A 20,154-nucleotide genomic window follows, 5' to 3' on the forward strand; every position below is an offset into this window, starting at 1 on the left:
GATAATTAGTTTTTATGTTTTTTGTTATTACGCATAGACGTTAACCAGCCTACGATAACAAGTAAAATCATAACAGCCCAGAAAATAGTTTGCCAAATGGCACCGTGAGGGAATTCATGAGGTATTAAGCCAATGTCTTCGTGCGCTAACACAAGAACTATCAACTTAATGCCGACCCAGCCTACGATAGCAAATGCCGCACCTTCTAAACCTGGATATTTATTTAACAACTCTACAAAGTATGTTGCCGCAAAACGCATGATTACGACACCGATTAAACCACCTAGGAACATTACAGTGAATTGCCCTAAGTCCATACCACCAAAATGAATACCAACTTTTGGTAAAGTAATAGCGATAGCCATTGCCGCTAACATTGAATCGATAGCAAAAGCAATGTCTGCAAATTCAACTTTGGCTACAGTGCCCCAAAACGCTTTGGAACTTGTTTTAATTTCTTCTCCATCTTCATCGTAGTGATGACTATCATTGCCAATTTCTTCATTTTCATCCTTATGTTGGAAGAAATTGTACAGGTTTTTGATGGACATATAAAGTAAATAAAGTGCACCTGCTGCTTGGATATACCAAAAATTTGCGATAATACTTATTAAAAATAGTGCTAAAAATCTAAATACAAATGCACCTAATAAACCATAGAACAAGGCTTTTTTACGTTGTTCTGGGGGTAAATGCTTAACCATAACAGCCATTACGACCGCATTATCAGCCGCCAATAAACCTTCTAAGAATACTAAAACAACTATTACCCATAAATAAGGTAAGATCAAACTCGGATCCATGACATTACAACTCCTTTAATTTTACATAAAAATAGAGACCTAAGCTAATAAGTTATGACCCACTGCTTCACATAAACTACAGAAAGACACAACTACAAGCAAAGGTCTCACTCAGCAAAAATACATTTACCCATTTTACCGGAAGTGCAAACACTTCGTAATGACGATAAAACGACTCTAATTGCTCCTTGTATTACTACAGTGCTTTATTAGAGCTAAGTTACTCCCCTCTGACATTTAGTCATAGGTATTCTATTTTTTATTTATTATACACGAAACTTTACTTATAATAAACTATATAACTTAATTTCAGGGAATTTTTCTTCAAACCAGCGCGTTGCAAAATCATTTTCAAATAAAAAGACGTATTGATCATAACGGTCTTTCACTAATATCGAACGTGAAGAATTCATTTTTTCTTGAATATCATCTTCATTTTCAATCCAACGTGCTATTTTCTTCCCTACTGGTTCCATAACTACATCTACGTTATATTCATTTTTAATTCTATGCTCAAACACTTCGAATTGGAGTTGTCCTACTGCACCTAGAATGATTTGGTTCGTGTGCAATGTTTTATAATATTGAATTGCACCCTCTTGCACTAGTTGTTCAATTCCTTTATGGAAATGTTTTTGCTTCATAACGTTTTTAGCAGAAACTTTCATAAATAATTCAGGTGTAAATTGAGGTAGCTCTTGGAAACTATATTTTTGATTTCCACCTACTAAGGTATCTCCAATTTGGTAATTACCGGTATCATATAATCCGATAATGTCACCAGCGACAGCATGATTTAACGTTTCTTTATCATCAGCCATAAAGGATGTTGAACGTGTAATTTTTTGTTTTTTCTTTGCTCGTTGTAATGTCACATCCATGCCACGTTCAAATGCGCCACTCACTATCCTCATAAATGCTATACGGTCTCTATGCTTAGGATCCATATTGGCCTGAATCTTAAAAATGAAACCAGAAAAGTCTTTGTCATAAGGAGAAACAGCTGTATCTTCTTTTGTTTGACGTGCATCTGGCATAGGCGCATGATCCACATAAGCATTTAGAAATTGTTCTACTCCAAAATTAGCTAATGCCGAACCAAAGAACACCGGTGTCAATTCACCCGCTAATAATGAATCATTATCAAATGAACCACCCGCTTCTTCGACAAGCATCAATTCTTCGATAGCCTGTTCAAAAGCACTATCATTCGTTATAGGATGAGATTCTTCCAATTCATAATCATCATTTAAATGTAATAAATTTTCTTCATCTCTAAAAGGTTCAATAGTTCTTGATTCTCTATCGATAATACCGAAAAAGTTTTGTCCCATGCCTACTGGCCAGTTCATTGGATAAGTTTCTATTTCGAGTGTTTGTTCTATTTCTTCTAATAATTCAAATGGTTCCTTACCTACACGATCTAGTTTGTTAATAAATGTAAAAATAGGAATACCACGCATTTTACACACTTTGAATAATTTTAATGTTTGTGGTTCAATCCCTTTCGCACAGTCAATTACCATAACTGCGCTATCAACAGCCATTAATGTACGATACGTATCTTCTGAAAAATCTTCATGGCCTGGTGTATCTAATATATTAATTTTATAGTGATCATAATCAAATTGCATCACAGAACTAGTTACTGAAATACCACGTTCTTGCTCTACTTTCATCCAATCACTTGTAGCAAACTTCCCACTTTTTTTACCTTTTACTGTCCCAGCTTCACGAATTGCACCACCGAATAACAATAGTTTTTCAGTTAATGTCGTTTTACCAGCATCGGGGTGAGAAATAATAGCAAACGTTTTTCGTGCTTCAATTTCTTCCTTAATTGTCATTTTAATTCTCCTTTAATACTCGTCTATCCATTCAATTACTCTTGTTGCAATTTGGGTACATTTTTGTTCGTCGAATATTGTAAATAAATGCATGATTATTTCTTCTTTCATTTCACAAGTATCGACCTGAGTTGTTAACTCTAACGACCAATTATAATCAGGTATCCCTACAAAATAGTGATGTATTTGGTCATCTTTATGCAGGTACACTCTAGTATCATCTGGTAAGTGTCTAATCTGCATGTGGCCCACCGCCAAATTTTGCATATGCTGCGTCTAAACCAATTAAATCGTCACGATGTGGTACTTTAACATGTCCTGGCATAATTTGATAAGGTTCTCTACCTTTCGAAGCTAACACAACGGTATCTCCTGGCTGTGCAATTTCAATAGCATGTTTAATTCCTTCTGCACGATCAGTAAACTCTACGTAGTTATTATGCGTAGCACCTTTCGCTAATTCTGAAGTTAGCATTTTCGGATCATCGTTTGCCGGATTATCAGGAGTAAAAATAACGTAATCAGCACGACAAGCGACACGGCCCATTTCAGGAGTTTTAGTTAAATCACGTTCTCCCGCCATTCCACATAAAAAGATTAGGCGCTGTTGTGCGAATGGTTTTACAGCATCAATTAATTTATCCATTCCATCAGCTGTATGCGCGTAATCAATAATTAAGTCAATTGGCAATTCAGGATCTAGCACTTCTAAACGTCCATCGACAGGCTCTAAATATTCAACAACATCTATAACTTCTGTCAAAGGTATGCCCTTACTCCATACTGCAATGATTGCTGCCATGATATTAGAAATATTAAATTTTCCAACGTATGGGGATTTAACTGGATACACACCAAAAGGCGTTGCCAAATCAAAAGTAACACCTTGCAATGTTTCATTAATATTAATGGCCGTAAATTGTGCTTCACGATCGATACCATAAGTAAAAACCTCAAACGGTGTCACAGATGTTAAATATTCAGCAAAATCATCATCGTTATTAACAATGGCATATTTCTCTTTTGCTAAATCTTCACCTAATTGGCTAAACAATAATGATTTAGCATGCCCATATGCCTCCATAGTGCCATGGAAATCTAAGTGATCTTGCGTTAAATTTGTAAAGATTGCCACATCAAATTCGACTCCGCGTAAACGTCCCAACGCCAAACCATGACTCGATACTTCTAAAGTCATCGCTTCAGCTTGTTGTTGGACAGCTTCATTTATTTTCTTCGTTAATACTACCGTTTCAGGTGTTGTATTAGCACCTTTAGTTTTTTCTTCATTTATTTGAAAGCCGTTAGTACCTAAATAGGCACTGCCTTTATTTAATTTTCTATAAATATGATGAATCATTGTCGCAACAGATGTTTTACCATTTGTTCCAGTTACACCATAAGTTATTAATTGCTGGCTTGGATAATTAAACAATAAGTTGACTAAGATACTTGCTACACGTAAAGTGTCAGGCACTATAACTTGTGTCACATTACCTGTAAGTGTCAACTGTCTATTAACTACTACAATTTCACACCCTGCATCCACTACATCTTGACAAAACTTATGACTATCCACTGTATAGCCCTCTGATGCTACAAATATGCTTTGTGCTGTAGCAGTACGTGAGTCAGTTGTTATATCAACTATATCTTGTTCTAATGATCCAATAACTTGTTTTACTTTTATTTTGTCAAACAACGTTTTCGCATCCAACATCTATCGCTCCTTTAAATCACATATGTTTATTATACACGTTTTTTCTTGTTTTTATAGCAATGATTTCTTGAAATTCATGATTTGTTTCTTCATTTTATGGCTATAGTTTAAATAAACAAACTATTAGAAAGTTTAATAATACTTGGAGAATTTTAACTTGATGTAAGTCATATGTTAAGTCTTTCTATAATTTGCTTATTATAATGAATCTGACGATACATTTTACTTTATTAATGCTAATCTATACTTATAAAAATAGATTTCATTGTAACTTATATATACTTAAACTAGTATGAATCATTTTACATCAACTTGTAAAATGATATAATCTTCTTTAATTGCGTTTTTTTCTTTCGCACTGCTTAAAATTACGATAAAATAATTATGCATCACACTACATTATTGGAGGGTGGCTTTCATGGTTACTCAAAAGAAAAAATTATTGATAATTACTGGTTCATTTGGTAATGGTCATCTACAAGTTACGCAAAGTATCGTGAATGAATTTAATGCTATGAACCTTGATAACCTAACTGTAATTGAACATGATTTATTTTTAGAAGCTCACCCTTTATTAACTTCTATATGTAAAAAATGGTATATCAATAGTTTTAAGTATTTTAGAAACATGTATAAATCATTTTATTATAGTCGACCTGAGGAGTTAGACAAATGTTTTTATAAATATTACGGCTTAAATAAATTAATAAATTTATTATTAAAAGAAAAACCGGATTTAATTTTACTAACATTCCCTACTCCGGTTATGTCAGTATTGACTGAACAATTTAACATTAATATTCCTGTTGCCACAGTAATGACTGACTATAAAATGCATAAAAATTGGATTACCCCTCATTCTGAAAGATATTATTTAGCTACTGAGGACTTAAAAGAAGAATTTGCATCTATTGGTGTTCCTAAAAATAACATCAAAGTAACGGGTATTCCTATCTCTGATAAATTTGAGGCAGCTATCGATAAAAGTGAGTGGTTAAGTAGCAATCACTTAGATCCTGATAAACCTACTATATTAATGTCAGCAGGCGCTTTTGGTGTTTCTACTGGTTTCGGTCAGATGATTAAAGATATGCTTATCCAAAGTCCACAATCTCAAATAGTTATGATTTGTGGTAAAAGTAAAGAATTAAAACGTAGCTTAACGGCACAATTTAAAGACTATAATAATGTGTTAATTTTAGGTTATACTCAACATATGAATGAGTGGATGGCTTCGAGTCAATTGATGATTACTAAGCCAGGGGGTATAACTATTTCTGAAGCACTGACGAGACAAATTCCTATGATTTTCTTAGATCCAGCACCAGGTCAAGAGTTAGAAAACGCACATTATTTTGAAGCCAAAGGATTCGGTAAGATCGCTTATACACCAAATGATGCTATCTCGTATGTTGCAGAGTTAACATCACAGCCTGACGCTTTAGCAATGATGTCACAACAAATGGACGACTCTAGAGTAACATATTCAACTTATAAGTTATGTAAAGATTTACTAGACCTCATGCATCATTCTAGTCAATATGAGGAAGTATATGGAAAGGTTCCTTTATATGCAAAGCTCTTCGTTAAATAATTACGCACACAATAAAAATTTCATAATCATGCTTATAATATTATTTTTAATGGAATTTGCCCGAGGAATGTATATATTGAGTTATTTATCACTACTTCCAACTGCAACTTCCATAGCGGTAGGTGTTACATCTATCGCTATTTCTATTCATTTTATAGCAGACGCTGCAACCAATTTTGTCATTGGCTTTTTACTCAAACGATTAGGTACTAAAGTAGTATTAACATTAGGTTTCTTACTTGCCTTTTTCAGCTTATTTCTAGTTATTTGGTTTCCAACAAATCCAATTGTCTTAATTGCTAGTGCAATTTTACTAGGAATCGCTGTTACTCCAATTTGGGTCATAATGTTAGCTAGTGTTGAAGAAAAAAATCGTGGCAAACAAATGGGCTATGTTTATTTTTCTTGGTTGCTAGGTTTATTAGTTGGTATGGTCTCAATGAATATTATCTTTAAATTCCATCCAACGAATTTTGCCTTTATGATGTCACTCATGGTTTTAGTCGCATGGGTATTATATTATTTCGTAAAAATCAGATTAACAAATTACAATACGAAACCAGTAGCCCAACAAATCACACAAATTAAAAATGTAACTAAAAAGCATATGCTGCTATTTCCAGGTATTTTACTACAAGGTGCAGCAATTACTGCATTAGTCCCAATTTTACCTATTTATGCAACAAAAGTTGTTGGCGTATCAACTGTTGAATACACCATTGCACTTATTATTGGTGGCATTGGCTGTGCCATTTCAATGCTTATTCTGTCAAAATTAATAGATAATAATGGAAGACTGTTTACCTATAGTGTAATCATCGGTGGCTTCACATTGTATGCATTATTAATTTTTGCATTATCTCTTATTACTAATATTTATATAGTATGGGGACTCGCTGTTTTCATCGGTTTAATGTACGGTCTACTACTACCTGCATGGAATACATTTATGGCAGGTCACATTAATCCTGAAGAACAAGAAGAAACTTGGGGAGTTTTTAATAGTGTTCAAGGTTTCGGTTCTATGATTGGTCCGTTATGTGGCGGACTTATTAAAGAGTTCACGCATAGTGTTAACAATACATTTTATTTTTCAGCACTAGTCTTTTTATTTTTAGCAGTCTTTTATGCGCTCTACTTTATAAAAAACCGCAAAAATTTAATATAAAGTACTACTGACAATCAATAATGTTTTAACGTATATAAAAGTCACGGTCGTAAAATTTAGTTAACACTATTAAATTTTACGACCGTGTTTTTTATAATTACATAGTTGCTATTTAAATGCTTCTTATTGTGAAACTGCTGAGCGGAAACGCCTTGACCCATATCTCCCCTTCTTTATATTTACTAATGTATATTTAAGATTTAAATACAATGATTAATTTTGGTAGCGATTTTGGCCGACTCCTGTGGTAATAGCGCTCGCCGAAGACTACAGGCTGAGGCAGTGCTCGCGGAAAGCGTGCACAAAAAAACTGCCAACAAAGCCGGAAACTTTGTCGACAGTCTAGCCTAATCAAGTATTATTTCAATTAGGTTTTATTGCAATAATACCTTTTATTTCACTAGAGCTAACATTGTTAGTCTCTATGAGGATAATTTACAATTAAGCTAAATTAAAAGTATCTTCAACTTTCCACTTTTCAGCTTCATCATCATATTTCACTAAAGAAACTTGATCAATAGTTTCTTTATAATCAATACCTGCTAATTTAACTTGTCCATAAATATCTTCGAATTCTTGACTTGTTAATCCTTGAGCAATTGTAAAATGTGGAACAAACGGATGATCAGGTTGTCCATAAAAATCACCATTATTAAATTGATCAAACAAGTTTTGAATTTCATCTGTTTTTTGCACTTTAAAATAAATAACATTATTTATCGGTGCAAAGCTAGAAGCCTTAGTTGCATGCACATCGATTGGTTGAAGCCCTTCTAGACGTGATTTAATATCTTCTTTAACAGCTTCGAAATCTTCATCTTTAATCTCAAATTGCCCTTTAATTGTAATATGCGGCATAATTGTCGCATAATGTGAATCATAACGCTTACGGTAAGCATTTACTTCATCTTGAAATGCTTTTGACGGAATTAATGCTAATCCTAAAATCATTGAAATTCCTCCTTTGTTTAACATATTACCATTATAGCAAATTTCAGAAAAATTCGTTACTTTAAACTTTATTTAACTTCAATTTTTAGTTTTTATTAAAAAGAAATATTATCTGATAAAAAATAAGTAAGTGTATCAGCTAATAATGGTTTCCAAGATTTCCAACGATGACCACCATCAAATTCTTGATAGTAATAGGTCATTTCCTGTGTTGCTAATAATTGATTCAATGCTCTATTAGGCGTTAAAAAATCGGCTCTTTTACCAGTTGTTGGTAAGGCAAAATCGGCCTCCTCTAATCCTACAGTATGCCAAACTGTTAAAATGTCAGTAAATTGACATCTTTGCACCAATGTTGTAATCACGTCGTCATGTTGTGGACTAAGCATACCTACTTGGCTAAACACGCGTGGATAAGTTAACGCCGTTATTAAAGCAACACTGGCTGCTAAACTATCTCCAAGTAGTAGTCGTCCATTACCTACTTTATAAGTTGGAAATTGTTGATCTATATACGGTAATATTTCTTGAGCCATAGCTTTAACTGTTAAAGGTGTACGCTCACCTTGTGGGTGAAACTCTGCTCTTCTTTTATCTACCGATTCATAGTTAAATCCAACAAATATCGCTCTTTCTACTTCATTGTTTGCTCTTAATTTTTCATAAGTTCTATGAATTTGTCCAAAACTATAAAAGTCTTTACCATCAAAGCAAAATACTACTTTATATTTAAATAAGGCTGTATAGTCTTTGGGTAAATAAATAGACAACTTAATATCCCTCTCTAATATTTTACTGGGAAAGTTAATTTCATTTACGCTTCCTGCTTGAAACTCGGTCATAAAAATATGCGCCTCCTAGTTTTCTTAACGCCATTGTACCAAGAGACGCAGTATTTTCAAATATACTGACTAGTATTAAATTGTATAGATTTACTCTTTTTGTCGTTCTTTTTCAAGCCGTTCAGGATAATCATAGTGCCAAAATACTGCGTTAGGCACTTCATTCTTATCTGGTTTATATATCGCTTGCTTACCTGAACCCAATTTTTTCTTTTGTCGCTCATAATCTTTCAAAGCATTGATTGCTGGGCGATGTAATATCCATATAGCTATGATGTTTAACCATGCCATTAAGCCAACACCTAGATCACCCATACCCCAAGCAGCCTCTGCAGTTTTAACGGCACCAAAAATAGTTGCAGCTATTAAAATTATACGTGTGACGTTAATCCAAAAGAATGTGTTGGAATAATTTTTATTTTTTGTAAGATAGGTTATATTGGTTTCTGCAATATAGTAATACGCTAATATTGTAGTAAAAGCAAAGAAGAATAATGCAATCGCTATAAAGTACGACCCAATACCAGAAAATGCTGGATCGAAATGATATGAACTACCTTGGAATGCTTTATCAATACCAGCTTGTGCATACATTGCAGTACCAGAATAATCTTTGTCACCATTAGCCATAGGTACAAAAATTTCGTTATTTTCAATAAGTCTCGGACCACCATCACTATTTGTTTTACCATCAGTAACATTGTAAGTGCCAGATAATAAAATAATAAGTGCTGTAGCTGTACAGACAAACAATGTATCAACATAAACAGAAAATGATTGTACTAATCCTTGTTTGGCAGGATGAGACACTTCAGCAGCCGAAGCCGCATGAGGCCCTGTACCTTGTCCTGCTTCATTTGAGTAGAGTCCACGTTTCACTCCAATTTCAATCATAGCCCCTACAATGCCACCAAAAGCAGCTTCCATTCCGAATGCTGATTTAAAAATTAACGCAAATAAAGCTGGTACATGTTCGATATTTATAATGATAATAATAACTGCTATTAAAATGTACGCAATCGCCATGAAAGGTACGATAGCAGTGGCAGCATTAGCAATCCATTTAATACCACCGAAAATAATTAACGCTAATAACACAGCTAAAGCTATAGCTATTATCCATGCATCAAAACCAAAAGCATTTTTCATTGAACTTGCAATTGCATTTGATTGAACACCTGGTAGCAAAAGCCCTACCGAAATTACTGTAACAATCGCGAATATTAAACCATAAATTTTCCCAATTTTACCTTTCATTCCATATTCAATGTAGAAAGCAGGTCCACCACGATATTCCCCTTTTTCTTCACGTTTGTAGATCTGACCTAATGTCGATTCTATAAAGGCACTACTCGCACCTAAGAACGCTGACGCCCACATCCAAAATACTGCACCAGGGCCCCCAATAAAAATAGCTGTAGATACACCTACAATATTACCTGTTCCCACACGTCCTGCTAAAGATAAAGCAATCGCTTGGAAACTTGATATCCCAGTAGGTGATTTCTCACCTTGAAACATCAACCTTATCATTTCTTTAAAATGTCTAATTTGAACAAAACGCATCATAAACGAAAATATTACACCGGTTAACAACAAACCATAAACTAGCGGTTTACTCCATACTAATTCATTAAGCCATGCAACAAAATTTTCTAACATCATTTTATCCCCCTTGTCATATCACAGTATTTGCGTGATATAATGCTTATTATTATACACATATGTAAGCGCTTGCACAATGGATATTTTTTACTTTTCCATTCATTAATTGTAGATTTATGAATGGTTCTATTTTTGTCTTTTGTTGTGCCACGTTATAAGCTATACTAAAGTGTAATCTATTATTGCTTTAGGAGGACAGTTCTATGTTAAATAAAGTATGGTTTAGAACTGGGATTGCATTAATAATCCTATTTATACTAATTAAATTAGTAATGGAAGTTCATTCCATCTTCATACCGTTTATCATTATTTTACAATCTGTACTTCTACCATTGTTATTAAGTGGTTTTTTATTCTATCTATGTCTTCCTTTTCAAAAGATTTTAGAGAAATATAATGTACCACGTTGGGGAAGTATCACAATTATCTTTATCGGGTTAATCATTGTTATCGGCATCATCGTCGGTATTGTAGGTCCAATGATTGTAGAACAAATTGATAATTTGATCCAACAAATCCCTATGTTACAAAATGAAGTACAAAATATTATCCAATTTTCATTAAACCAAATGGAACGCTTGCCGTCAGATGTTACGGAAAGAATCAATAAAGTTGTTGGCTCTATGGGTGATAACGTTGCTGATATTTTATCTAATTCATTAAGTTATATTACTTCTATTATTTCAACAATGTTCTTATTAATTATGGTTCCATTTTTCTTAATCTATATGTTAAAAGATCATGAGCGTTTTATACCATTTATTGCACGCATTTTTAAAGGTGAACGCAAAGTATTTGTTGTAGATTTATTGAAAGATTTAAACGAAACTGTAAAATCTTATATCCAAGGTCAAGTAACAGTAAGTTTAATTTTGGGACTAATCTTATATATCGGCTATTCTATTTTAGGTTTAAATTACACACTATTATTAGTAATGTTCGCGATTGTAGCAAATATGATCCCATTCCTAGGTCCTTGGATGGCGTTTGCACCAGCAGGTATTATCGCAATTATTCAAAGCCCTTCTACATTTATTTGGGTTTGTATCATTACATTAATTGCACAACAATTAGAAGGAAATGTCATAACACCTAACGTTATGGGTAAATCTTTAAATATTCACCCATTAACTATCATTGTAGTGATTTTAGCTGCAGGTAATTTAGGAGGCTTTATGCTAATACTTATTGCTGTACCATTATATGCAGTAATTAAATGTATTGTTAGAAATATTTTCAACTATAGACAAAAAATTATAGATAAAGCACAATCTACTGTGCATGATTAACGGATGGACTTAAATCCCCATTCGTAAAATAAGAGGACTAATCCTTATATGGATTGGTCCTCTTTATTATCTTAGCCTCTTTTTATCATCAGTTCATATATAAAAAACGTTGGTGCATGCACCAACGTTTTACACTTTATTATTTTATTGCATGATAGCCGCTATCTACATGAATGTTTTCACCAGTAACACCACTTGCAAAATCACTTAATAAGTATGCAGCTGTTTTACCCACTTCTTCTTGAGTTACATTACGTTTTAACGGTGCGCGTTCTTCAATTTCTTTAAGAATAGTATTGAAACCGCCGACCCCTTTAGCACTTAATGTACGAATTGGACCTGCAGAGATAGCATTAACACGAATATTATCTTCACCCAAATCCGCTGCTAAGTAGCGTACATTAGCTTCTAAACTAGCTTTAGCTACTCCCATTACATTGTAATTAGGTACAGCATATTCTCCACCGATATACGTAGTAGCAACAATACTACCACCCTCAGTCATTAATTTTTTAGCTTCTCGAGCTACAATCGTTAATGAGTATGAACTAATATCTTGCGCTAATAAGAAACCATCTCTTGATGTATCAGAAAAACGGCCACGTAAGTCTTCAACATTACCGAATGCGATAGAGTGATATACACCATCAATGTGTCCTACTTCTTCGCCAATTTTAGCAAATCCTGCAACGACATCTTCATCGTTTTGTACATCAACTTGATACATATGTGTTTCAGTTTGGTTTAATTGCTCAACTAGACGCTCTAATTCTTTTTTACTACGCTCTTTACGATATGTAAATACTAGTTTAGCACCTAATTCATCTAGCACTTTTGCCACACCAAAACCAATACTACGTTTATTCGCAATACCCATAATAACATACGTTTTATTTTCCAAATTAAACATTAGACTAACTCCTTTAATTTATATAAATTGATTTCACTTCAATGATTGTTTAGTACAATCCACATTATATTACTTAATTATACCAGTAATTATTTTAACATTGCTACATTTAACTGAACAATTAAATACATTAATTTAATTATTTAATTTGTATTATGTTAAGTAAGTCGCCTACTGGACATGGGCGTTGTTAATAATAAAATTCTAATTCTCGTTTTAATTCATCTACATATTCTTTAGAGCCAGTTACAATTAGTCTATCACGATAACGTAATTGCGTATCACCATGAGGTACGATAGATTCATTATTACGAATAATTCTTACAAAAATAATATCGCCATCGAATGGGAAGTTACGTAATTGTATTTGATCATATTTATGATTCAACATCGCAATTTCGTATAATGAAGTTTCTACATTACTTAAGATATTTAACATATTAGGTGTTTCAATTAGACCTTTAAGCAAAATTTTATTACTTAAATAACTACTAAAGATTTCAATACCTTGTGCACGTAATTCTTGATCATCGGTATTACTTTCCAAACGACAAATAACACGTTCAACGCCTCGTTCTTTAGCCATTAACGCTACCTTTTTGTTAATATCATCGTCATTAGTAGAGCAGACAACGATATTTCTTTTGAACAAACCTAATCTATCTAACATGTCCGCTTCATAATCAGCAATTTCAATCATAGATATCTCATCAGCTAATTTACGTTTATCACTTAAATCTGTTCGATAGTACAATGAAACTTGGTATAACTGAGATGCTAAATTTTGAGCAATTGGTATCGTTAATTGGTTCTTTCCAATCATACTGACCTCAATTTTGCGTGTTGCTTCTTCAGGCATTGGGAACATTTTTTTAAATACGATCGGCACGAATACACATGTAATAACAGCACTTAAAATTAAAATGCCTGAAATTTCTGGTGTGATTGTTCCTAATTGTTCCGCAATTTTTGCCGAAGCAATAACCAATGATAATGTTGACGTTAATAAAAATGCTGTAGAAATCGTGGTTTTTTGATCAAACCAACGTCTTATATAAAAGACCGGAATTAATTTTGACACTAAAAAAGCTGCCATTAATAACGGAATAATAATTAACAGTGACGGTTCTTTTATTAAAGAAGGGATGTTTAAATCTACCCCAACCATTATAAAGAATATTGGTATGAAGAAACCGTAACCAAAGGAATCTAATTTTTCCACTAAATCTTCGTCTGGTTTTAACAAGGAAACAACGACACCGGCTAGAAACGCACCCAAAATATTTTCTGCACCAGCACCTTCTGCTAATGCTACTAATAATATGATTAGCGCAAATACTGCTCTAATACCGATTTGGGTAGTACCGTCCATTAACTTTTGTAAAAACTGCGCTTTCTTGAATACGCCACCGATTAAATAAAAGACAACTGTAAACACAACTAATGTGCTAATTAACCAAATAGAACCACTATGTGAAGCATGAATTGTGCCATATGCTGTTAATAAAATCATAGTAACCAAATCTGCTAAGACAGCAACGAGTAAGATAAACTGTCCAATAGTCGTTCTCATAATGTTCATTTCTTTTAATGTAGGTACAACGACGCCTAATGAGATTGTCGAAATAATAATAATCATTAACAAGACGTCATCTATCAATCCAAACCACTTAAAGAGATAGGCAAAGACAATTGAAATTATCATAATAAACATAAAGACAGTAACAGCCAATTGTAAATGTCCCGGCACTTTTTTCTTCTCATTTTTACTATTACTACCTTTTTTAGAATCTTTTTTAAAGGCAGTAAAGTCTATTTCTAATCCACTTAAAAACATTAAAAAGATAAATCCTAATGTCGACAAAATATTAAGCATAGCATCTCTTTCTACAAGATTCAGAAAAGAGTTACCAATCACAATACCCATAAGTATTTCAGCAACGACGACTGGAATAAAAGTAATATTAAGTCTGTTGACAATAATAGGTGTTAAAAATGCTGCTAAAACAACTATAACAAGTGATACAAATTCCATATTGCCTCCTATAATAAATAAGACATGAATGACGTCGCTAGGCCAAAGTAAATTAGCATACTTACGATATCATTAATTGTTGTAATAAACGGCCCACTAGCAACTGCCGGATCAATATTAAGTTTGTTCATAACTAGAGGTATCATTGAACCAACTAACGTTCCTACTGTCATCGCTATAGTTAAGCTACTTGCAACAATAAGCCCTAAAATAGGTTGTTGGTACAGGACAATAATAATCATTAATAGAATAGCAGCACATACTAAACCACTTAAAAATCCACTTCCAGTTTCTCGTAATGCCACTTTGAATTTACTTTGTTCATCAATTTCACCAGTTGATATATTACGTACTGAAACGGCTAACGATTGTGTACCAGAATTACCTGACATGCCACTAATAATTGGAATAAAAGCTGCTAATAGTGCAACTTGTGATAATGTGTCTTCAAATGAGCCTAATATTGTGGCAGTTATCATACCTAGAAATGTTAATATAATAAGCCAAGGCAAACGCTTTAAAGCAGTTTTGGTAACAGAATCATTCGTAGCATCGACGTCACTAACACCTGCTAAACGTGAGTAGTCTTCGCTTGCTTCTTCATCTATTACATCTAAAATATCATCAATGGTAATAATACCAAGAAGATGATCTTGATAATCGACAACCGGCATAGCTATAAAATCATAATCTCGCATTTTTTGTGCTACGTCTTCTTGGTCATCAGCTACATTTGCACTAATAACACGTTCACTCATAATATCTTCAATATATGCATCATTTTCAGCAATAATTAAATCCCTTAATGACAATACACCAACCAATTGTTTATCATCATTCACTGCGAAAATTACATAAATGGTTTCTGCGTCTGGAGCTTGTTCTTTAACGTGCATCAATGCTTCTTTCACTGGCATAGTAGCCTTTAACGAAATATATTCAGTAGTCATGATACCGCCGGCAGTGTCTTCTTCATAATGCAGCAATGCTTTTATTTCTTTGGCATCATCTTTATTCATTAAAGTTAAGAGGCTGACTATTTTTTGTTTTGATAAATTGTTCATTATGTCTACAGCATTATCATATGACATATCTTCTAACACATGACTGGCATAGGATGCATTCATCGTATCAAAAAGTGCTTCATACTCTTCTTCATCAATTTCTAATTGATCGAAAAAATTAGCTACTTCTTCTGGAGATAAGACTTCAAATATACGTTGTCGAATTTCATCCTCGCTATCTTCAAAATACTCACTTTGTTCATATGTATGCATTGTTAAAAATTCAGTTCTAAATTCATCTATATGATTTTGTAACAATAAATCATCAAGTAAAACTTTATTATATACGTTTTCATCATCTAGTGTGATTGTTTCATTCTCATTATTCATAGTCGACACCTCCAGAATATATTTAAAATTATAGCATATTATAAATAGTAGTAAGTTTATCTGTTTGATCTTCAATTGTAATGATTTGTTGCGTAATAGGATGCGTGAAGGAAACACGCATACATTGTAGTAGTTGATGATGATAACGGGATGTTATCCCCCCATATAACCCATCTCCTACTAGTGGATGACCTATATGCTGAAAGTGAACTCTAATTTGATGTGTCCTTCCAGTTAGTAACTTGACCTGACATAAACTAAAGTTGTCTGTAGAAGCTAAACATTTAAAATGTGTTTCTGCGTATTTACCAGTTGGATCTACCATCCTTTGAATAATACTGTCAGGATGCCTCTTTATCGGTGCTTTGATTATTCCATTATCCTGTACTTTACCCATACAAATACATAAATAACGCTTATCTATTTGCGTTTCAGACATTAAATGATGAATATACCCATGTTTCGTAAATATAACAATACCTGAAGTATTACGATCTAACCGTGTAACGATATGTGGCACATAGCGTGTGAAAGATTGCTGTAAATATGCAAGCACTTGTTCTACTAAACTTTGATGTAAGTGTTCTCTAGAAGGTGCAATATTTTGATTCGCTGATTTCGATACAATAAGAATATAATCATCTTCAAATAAAATAGTTAATGGTGAATGATAAGGCTGTAAATTGAAACTCGGTTGTTCCTGAGGCAAACAAACAACTAACTCATCACCTTCAGTTAATTTTTTTCTTACCGTTACATGCTCATTATTAACAACTAAAGCGCCATTATTTTTAATGGCGCTTATCGTCTTACGTGAGTATAAATGTCTGTGTAAAAAATCTTTCAGCATTTCATTACGAAAGATTCGGTAGACAAATTTCATCAAATATCGTCCTCACTAGAAATGAATGAATCATGCACTCTCTTCCAAAATGGAAATGGTCTAAATCTAGCAAATCGCACTTTTTCATTCGCAACTCGAAATTGAATGGCATTGACATTCTTATGTTTTATACTTACATGATCAATTGTTGTTAAAATAGTGTCATGGTTCACAGGTGTAATTAAACAAGTATGATGTTTAGGTAAGACTAATGGTGAACCTACTGTTCTAAATACTCTATTATTTATAGATGCAATTTCTGCTATTTGCATTGCCTCTAAAGATGGATGAATAAGTGCACCACCAAGTGCTTTATTATAAGCTGTTGAACCTGAAGGTGTAGATACACATAATCCATCACCTCTAAAACGTTCAAATTGCTTACCACGTATATTTACGTCCACAACTAACGTTGAACCATTTTCAGTTTTCATTGTCGCTTCATTTAACGCTAAATATCTTGTTTCATAACCATTGTCATTATATCGCACTATGATTTCTAACAATGGATATTCAATTACTTGGAATTGTGAATTATTAATTTCTATTATTAATTTTTCTACTTCATGTGGTAACCAATCTGCATAAAAGCCGAGATGCCCAGTATGTACCCCGACAAAAGCGCAACGTGATAACATATGACTATATTTATGAAATGCTTGAAGTAAGGTGCCATCTCCACCTACAGAAATTACAATTTCTGGGTTGTCTTCATCTTCTACCATATTAAAGTCTTCCATATGGTTTATCATTTTATGCTTTAAGGCATTAGATTTAGAATCGCCTTTAGATAATATTGTATAACGCATGGATATACACCTCACTAGTCATTGTTATGTTTTTTCGCTCGCTTTTTGGAATAATATTGTTGTGCCTCTTGAATCTCATCTTTAATTTCCGACATTTCTTCATCTAATAAAAATGCCGCTTCAGCCGCACGTTCAAGCCTATGTTGGATCTCAGGCGGATAATCACTATCATATTTATAACGCAATGTATGTTCAATCGTCGCCCAAAAATTCATCGCTAATGTACGGATTTGTATTTCAGCCAATATTCTTTTTTTACCTGACAGTGTTTCTATTGGATATTCAATAATCACGTGATATGAACGATAACCACTTTGCTTAGTATTACTAATATAATCACGTTCTTCAACAACATTAAAATCTTTACGTTGCCTTAGTAGATTAACCACAACATCAATATCATCCACAAACTGACACATCATACGTAAACCTGCTATATCATACATTTCTTCATGTAATCGATCAAAAGGGATATGTCGCTTATTCGCTTTGTCGATAATACTAGTCATAGGTTTAACCCTACCAGTGACAAATTCAATTGGTGATGCTTGTTCACCAACTTCGTATTGTTTACGTAAACCCTTTAACTTTATTTTTAATTCATCTACAGCTTGTTTATATGGAGCTAAAAACTGATCCCATTGATTCATTGCGTCTCACTCCGCTTCACTCTAATTCAAACGTGTCTTCAACTACTGAAACAAACTCCTTACCATAATTTGAATTACCCTTAATATTTTCTAATATGTAAGTTAGTTCGTTATTAAATTCTGTTAATTCTAACGTGTCATTAACTATTATTTTTTTACCTTTATTTTCGTGTAACATCGACCATGTTTCTTGTACAAAAATAAGGTATGTATAAGATTCCCCATTATCTAAAATATGTGCGAAGGCATGATTATCACTATCAACAAGCATTTGTCCTGCTTCTTGTAATCCTTCTATTGATTCTTCGGTATAGCAAAGAATGCTATCATCTGTAATTTTGATTTCGTTAACATAAATACGCATGCTTGTTCCTCCTTATTCTTCATTAGTTTAACATAATTTCCTATTACATAACACGTCACATGACTATTATGAAATCCAACTTTTTTAAAGATTTATTATGTATATATAGTATTATTTTTTCGGATTACTTTAAATCTACAACAAAATTTTGCATAATAAAAGCCGAGGAGTGAATTATTTTGGCTACAAATAATGAAATTGAATTCAAACAATTATTAACAGCAACACAATACGACAATTTAACAGATTTTTACTTTAAAAATGAGACACCATTTTCACAAACGAATCATTATATAGACACACCAGATTTTCAATTAAAAGCACAACGTTGTGCATTGCGCATTCGTGTAAAAGACCAACACAATGAAATGACGTTAAAAGTTCCAGCCGCAGTAGGATTATTAGAATATAACTTCGATACTACTGTACAACCTGAAATTAACGCACCACTACCTCCTTCTCAACTGCCTCAAGATATCAAAGACGTTTTATCGCAAATGCATATTGATATCGAATCACTAGTAATATTAGGTTCACTTACCACTGAACGTTTAGAACGAGAGATAGACAATAATCTATTAGTCCTAGATAAAAGTACTTACCTAAATACAACTGATTATGAATTAGAATATGAAGTCCAAGAGTATAACTCAGGTTTGGCACAATTTCATGCGTTATTAGCAGAACATGATATCGATGCTGTCACACCCGATAATAAAGTACAACGTTTCTTTAACCGTAAAGAAGGGTTGCAATAATAAACACGGACAATTCTCCTAAAAGTCGAATTACTTTCATATGTAAATATTCATGTTATATTATTAATATATAAATGAAATATGGTGATAACAATGACTCAAACACCTTATGAAATTATCGGTTCTGAAGCTTTATACAACATGATTGATCACTTTTATATGCTTGTAGCAAAAGACCAACGTATAAACCATTTATTTCCTGGAGATTTTGAAGAAACGAGCCGTAAACAAAAACAGTTTCTGACCCAATTTTTAGGTGGTCCAAGTCTCTATTCACAAGAGCACGGACATCCAATGCTTAAAAGACGTCATTTAGATTTTACTATCACGACATTCGAACGTGATGCTTGGCTAGAAAATATGGCTACTGCAATTACAGCAGCTCAGTTTCCTGCAGGTGTAGGTGATTATTTATATGAACGTCTACGTCTAACTGCTAATCATATGGTAAATTCCGAAAATTAATTGTAGG

At 33.3% G+C, this 20,154-nt stretch carries 19 protein-coding genes; 5 read left to right on the forward strand and 14 right to left on the reverse strand.

What is annotated here, in order from left to right:
- Nucleotides 1–5: 5 nt before the first annotated feature.
- From KA845_RS03165 to KA845_RS03180, 4 genes are all read right to left on the reverse strand, one after another.
- Nucleotides 6–803: a TerC family protein gene (locus tag KA845_RS03165; RefSeq protein WP_002510143.1), complete on the reverse strand. Its 798-nt coding sequence runs from the start codon at nt 801–803 to the stop codon at nt 6–8.
- A gap of 284 nt (nt 804–1,087) precedes the next feature.
- Nucleotides 1,088–2,650 (reverse strand): peptide chain release factor 3, encoded by a 1,563-nt coding sequence (locus tag KA845_RS03170; protein ID WP_002510144.1) that lies wholly within the window; start codon nt 2,648–2,650, stop codon nt 1,088–1,090.
- A gap of 12 nt (nt 2,651–2,662) precedes the next feature.
- Complete coding sequence (locus tag KA845_RS03175; protein WP_002510145.1) at nt 2,663–2,893, reverse strand: YueH family protein; 231 nt, start codon at nt 2,891–2,893, stop codon at nt 2,663–2,665.
- Entirely contained in the window at nt 2,883–4,367 is a 1,485-nt protein-coding gene (locus tag KA845_RS03180; RefSeq protein ID WP_031266499.1) for a UDP-N-acetylmuramoyl-L-alanyl-D-glutamate--L-lysine ligase, read from the reverse strand. The genes KA845_RS03175 and KA845_RS03180 overlap by 11 nt, the downstream gene beginning before the upstream one ends.
- Nucleotides 4,368–4,788: 421 nt before the next feature.
- Between KA845_RS03180 and KA845_RS03185 the strand changes: the two genes are divergently transcribed.
- On the forward strand, nt 4,789–5,964 hold the full coding sequence (locus KA845_RS03185; RefSeq protein WP_002510148.1) for a diglucosyl diacylglycerol synthase: 1,176 nt from the start codon (nt 4,789–4,791) through the stop codon (nt 5,962–5,964).
- Nucleotides 5,942–7,132: a lipoteichoic acid biosynthesis MFS flippase LtaA gene (ltaA, locus tag KA845_RS03190; RefSeq protein WP_210127787.1), complete on the forward strand. Its 1,191-nt coding sequence runs from the start codon at nt 5,942–5,944 to the stop codon at nt 7,130–7,132. Before KA845_RS03185 ends, ltaA begins: the two co-directional genes overlap by 23 nt.
- Nucleotides 7,133–7,573: 441 nt before the next feature.
- Here ltaA and KA845_RS03195 read toward each other — a convergent pair whose 3' ends face one another.
- The 3 genes from KA845_RS03195 to KA845_RS03205 all read right to left on the reverse strand — a co-directional run bounded on the left by KA845_RS03195 (nt 7,574) and on the right by KA845_RS03205 (nt 10,587).
- The gene (locus KA845_RS03195; protein WP_002510150.1) at nt 7,574–8,083 is read right to left on the reverse strand and encodes a YjcG family protein; all 510 of its coding nucleotides are present in this window, start codon (nt 8,081–8,083) and stop codon (nt 7,574–7,576) included.
- Between the two features lie 95 nt (nt 8,084–8,178).
- A complete protein-coding gene (locus tag KA845_RS03200) occupies nt 8,179–8,925 on the reverse strand; it encodes an esterase family protein (protein ID WP_002510151.1) in 747 nt (248 codons plus the stop codon).
- 90 nt (nt 8,926–9,015) lie between these two features.
- On the reverse strand, nt 9,016–10,587 hold the full coding sequence (locus KA845_RS03205) for an alanine/glycine:cation symporter family protein (RefSeq protein WP_002510152.1): 1,572 nt from the start codon (nt 10,585–10,587) through the stop codon (nt 9,016–9,018).
- A gap of 206 nt (nt 10,588–10,793) precedes the next feature.
- On the opposite strand from KA845_RS03205, the gene cozEa reads away from it, so the two are divergent.
- Nucleotides 10,794–11,879, forward strand: coding sequence for a lipoteichoic acid biosynthesis protein CozEa (gene cozEa, locus KA845_RS03210; RefSeq protein WP_002510153.1), 1,086 nt, complete (start codon nt 10,794–10,796; stop codon nt 11,877–11,879).
- Between the two features lie 139 nt (nt 11,880–12,018).
- On the opposite strand, the gene fabI is transcribed toward cozEa, so the two are convergent.
- The 7 genes from fabI to KA845_RS03245 all read right to left on the reverse strand — a co-directional run bounded on the left by fabI (nt 12,019) and on the right by KA845_RS03245 (nt 18,924).
- Nucleotides 12,019–12,789 carry an enoyl-ACP reductase FabI gene (gene fabI, locus KA845_RS03215; RefSeq protein ID WP_002510154.1) on the reverse strand — a complete coding sequence of 257 codons (771 nt, stop codon included), beginning with the start codon at nt 12,787–12,789 and terminating at the stop codon, nt 12,019–12,021.
- A 190-nt stretch (nt 12,790–12,979) separates the two neighbouring features.
- Entirely contained in the window at nt 12,980–14,824 is a 1,845-nt protein-coding gene (locus KA845_RS03220; RefSeq protein ID WP_002510155.1) for a monovalent cation:proton antiporter family protein, read from the reverse strand.
- Between the two features lie 8 nt (nt 14,825–14,832).
- Entirely contained in the window at nt 14,833–16,218 is a 1,386-nt protein-coding gene (mgtE, locus tag KA845_RS03225) for a magnesium transporter (protein ID WP_002510156.1), read from the reverse strand.
- A 28-nt stretch (nt 16,219–16,246) separates the two neighbouring features.
- Nucleotides 16,247–17,101, reverse strand: coding sequence for an RluA family pseudouridine synthase (locus KA845_RS03230; RefSeq protein WP_002510157.1), 855 nt, complete (start codon nt 17,099–17,101; stop codon nt 16,247–16,249).
- Nucleotides 17,101–17,910, reverse strand: coding sequence for an NAD kinase (locus KA845_RS03235; protein ID WP_002510158.1), 810 nt, complete (start codon nt 17,908–17,910; stop codon nt 17,101–17,103). Before KA845_RS03235 ends, KA845_RS03230 begins: the two co-directional genes overlap by 1 nt.
- A 14-nt stretch (nt 17,911–17,924) precedes the next feature.
- Nucleotides 17,925–18,560: a GTP diphosphokinase gene (gene yjbM / locus KA845_RS03240; protein ID WP_002510159.1), complete on the reverse strand. Its 636-nt coding sequence runs from the start codon at nt 18,558–18,560 to the stop codon at nt 17,925–17,927.
- Nucleotides 18,561–18,576: 16 nt separating this feature from the next.
- On the reverse strand, nt 18,577–18,924 hold the full coding sequence (locus tag KA845_RS03245; RefSeq protein ID WP_002510160.1) for a UPF0738 family protein: 348 nt from the start codon (nt 18,922–18,924) through the stop codon (nt 18,577–18,579).
- Between the two features lie 179 nt (nt 18,925–19,103).
- Between KA845_RS03245 and KA845_RS03250 the strand changes: the two genes are divergently transcribed.
- Entirely contained in the window at nt 19,104–19,682 is a 579-nt protein-coding gene (locus KA845_RS03250) for a CYTH domain-containing protein (protein ID WP_002510161.1), read from the forward strand.
- 93 nt (nt 19,683–19,775) lie between these two features.
- Nucleotides 19,776–20,147: a truncated hemoglobin YjbI gene (locus KA845_RS03255; RefSeq protein WP_002510162.1), complete on the forward strand. Its 372-nt coding sequence runs from the start codon at nt 19,776–19,778 to the stop codon at nt 20,145–20,147.
- Nucleotides 20,148–20,154 lie beyond the last annotated feature (7 nt).

The organism is Staphylococcus sp. GDX8P114P-2, assembly GCF_017892945.1.
Classification (GTDB): domain Bacteria; phylum Bacillota; class Bacilli; order Staphylococcales; family Staphylococcaceae; genus Staphylococcus; species Staphylococcus arlettae.

What these genes read in the sequence shown, in the direction of transcription:
- KA845_RS03165 (WP_002510143.1), bottom strand. Translation starts at nt 803, where the DNA reads ATGGATCCGAGTTTGATCTTACCTTATTTATGGGTAATAGTTGTTTTA.
- KA845_RS03170 (WP_002510144.1), bottom strand. Translation starts at nt 2,650, where the DNA reads ATGACAATTAAGGAAGAAATTGAAGCACGAAAAACGTTTGCTATTATT.
- KA845_RS03175 (WP_002510145.1), bottom strand. Translation starts at nt 2,893, where the DNA reads ATGCAGATTAGACACTTACCAGATGATACTAGAGTGTACCTGCATAAA.
- KA845_RS03185 (WP_002510148.1), top strand. Translation starts at nt 4,789, where the DNA reads ATGGTTACTCAAAAGAAAAAATTATTGATAATTACTGGTTCATTTGGT.
- ltaA (WP_210127787.1), top strand. Translation starts at nt 5,942, where the DNA reads ATGCAAAGCTCTTCGTTAAATAATTACGCACACAATAAAAATTTCATA.
- KA845_RS03195 (WP_002510150.1), bottom strand. Translation starts at nt 8,083, where the DNA reads ATGATTTTAGGATTAGCATTAATTCCGTCAAAAGCATTTCAAGATGAA.
- KA845_RS03200 (WP_002510151.1), bottom strand. Translation starts at nt 8,925, where the DNA reads ATGACCGAGTTTCAAGCAGGAAGCGTAAATGAAATTAACTTTCCCAGT.
- KA845_RS03205 (WP_002510152.1), bottom strand. Translation starts at nt 10,587, where the DNA reads ATGTTAGAAAATTTTGTTGCATGGCTTAATGAATTAGTATGGAGTAAA.
- cozEa (WP_002510153.1), top strand. Translation starts at nt 10,794, where the DNA reads ATGTTAAATAAAGTATGGTTTAGAACTGGGATTGCATTAATAATCCTA.
- fabI (WP_002510154.1), bottom strand. Translation starts at nt 12,789, where the DNA reads ATGTTTAATTTGGAAAATAAAACGTATGTTATTATGGGTATTGCGAAT.
- KA845_RS03220 (WP_002510155.1), bottom strand. Translation starts at nt 14,824, where the DNA reads ATGGAATTTGTATCACTTGTTATAGTTGTTTTAGCAGCATTTTTAACA.
- mgtE (WP_002510156.1), bottom strand. Translation starts at nt 16,218, where the DNA reads ATGAATAATGAGAATGAAACAATCACACTAGATGATGAAAACGTATAT.
- KA845_RS03230 (WP_002510157.1), bottom strand. Translation starts at nt 17,101, where the DNA reads ATGAAATTTGTCTACCGAATCTTTCGTAATGAAATGCTGAAAGATTTT.
- KA845_RS03235 (WP_002510158.1), bottom strand. Translation starts at nt 17,910, where the DNA reads ATGCGTTATACAATATTATCTAAAGGCGATTCTAAATCTAATGCCTTA.
- yjbM (WP_002510159.1), bottom strand. Translation starts at nt 18,560, where the DNA reads ATGAATCAATGGGATCAGTTTTTAGCTCCATATAAACAAGCTGTAGAT.
- KA845_RS03245 (WP_002510160.1), bottom strand. Translation starts at nt 18,924, where the DNA reads ATGCGTATTTATGTTAACGAAATCAAAATTACAGATGATAGCATTCTT.
- KA845_RS03255 (WP_002510162.1), top strand. Translation starts at nt 19,776, where the DNA reads ATGACTCAAACACCTTATGAAATTATCGGTTCTGAAGCTTTATACAAC.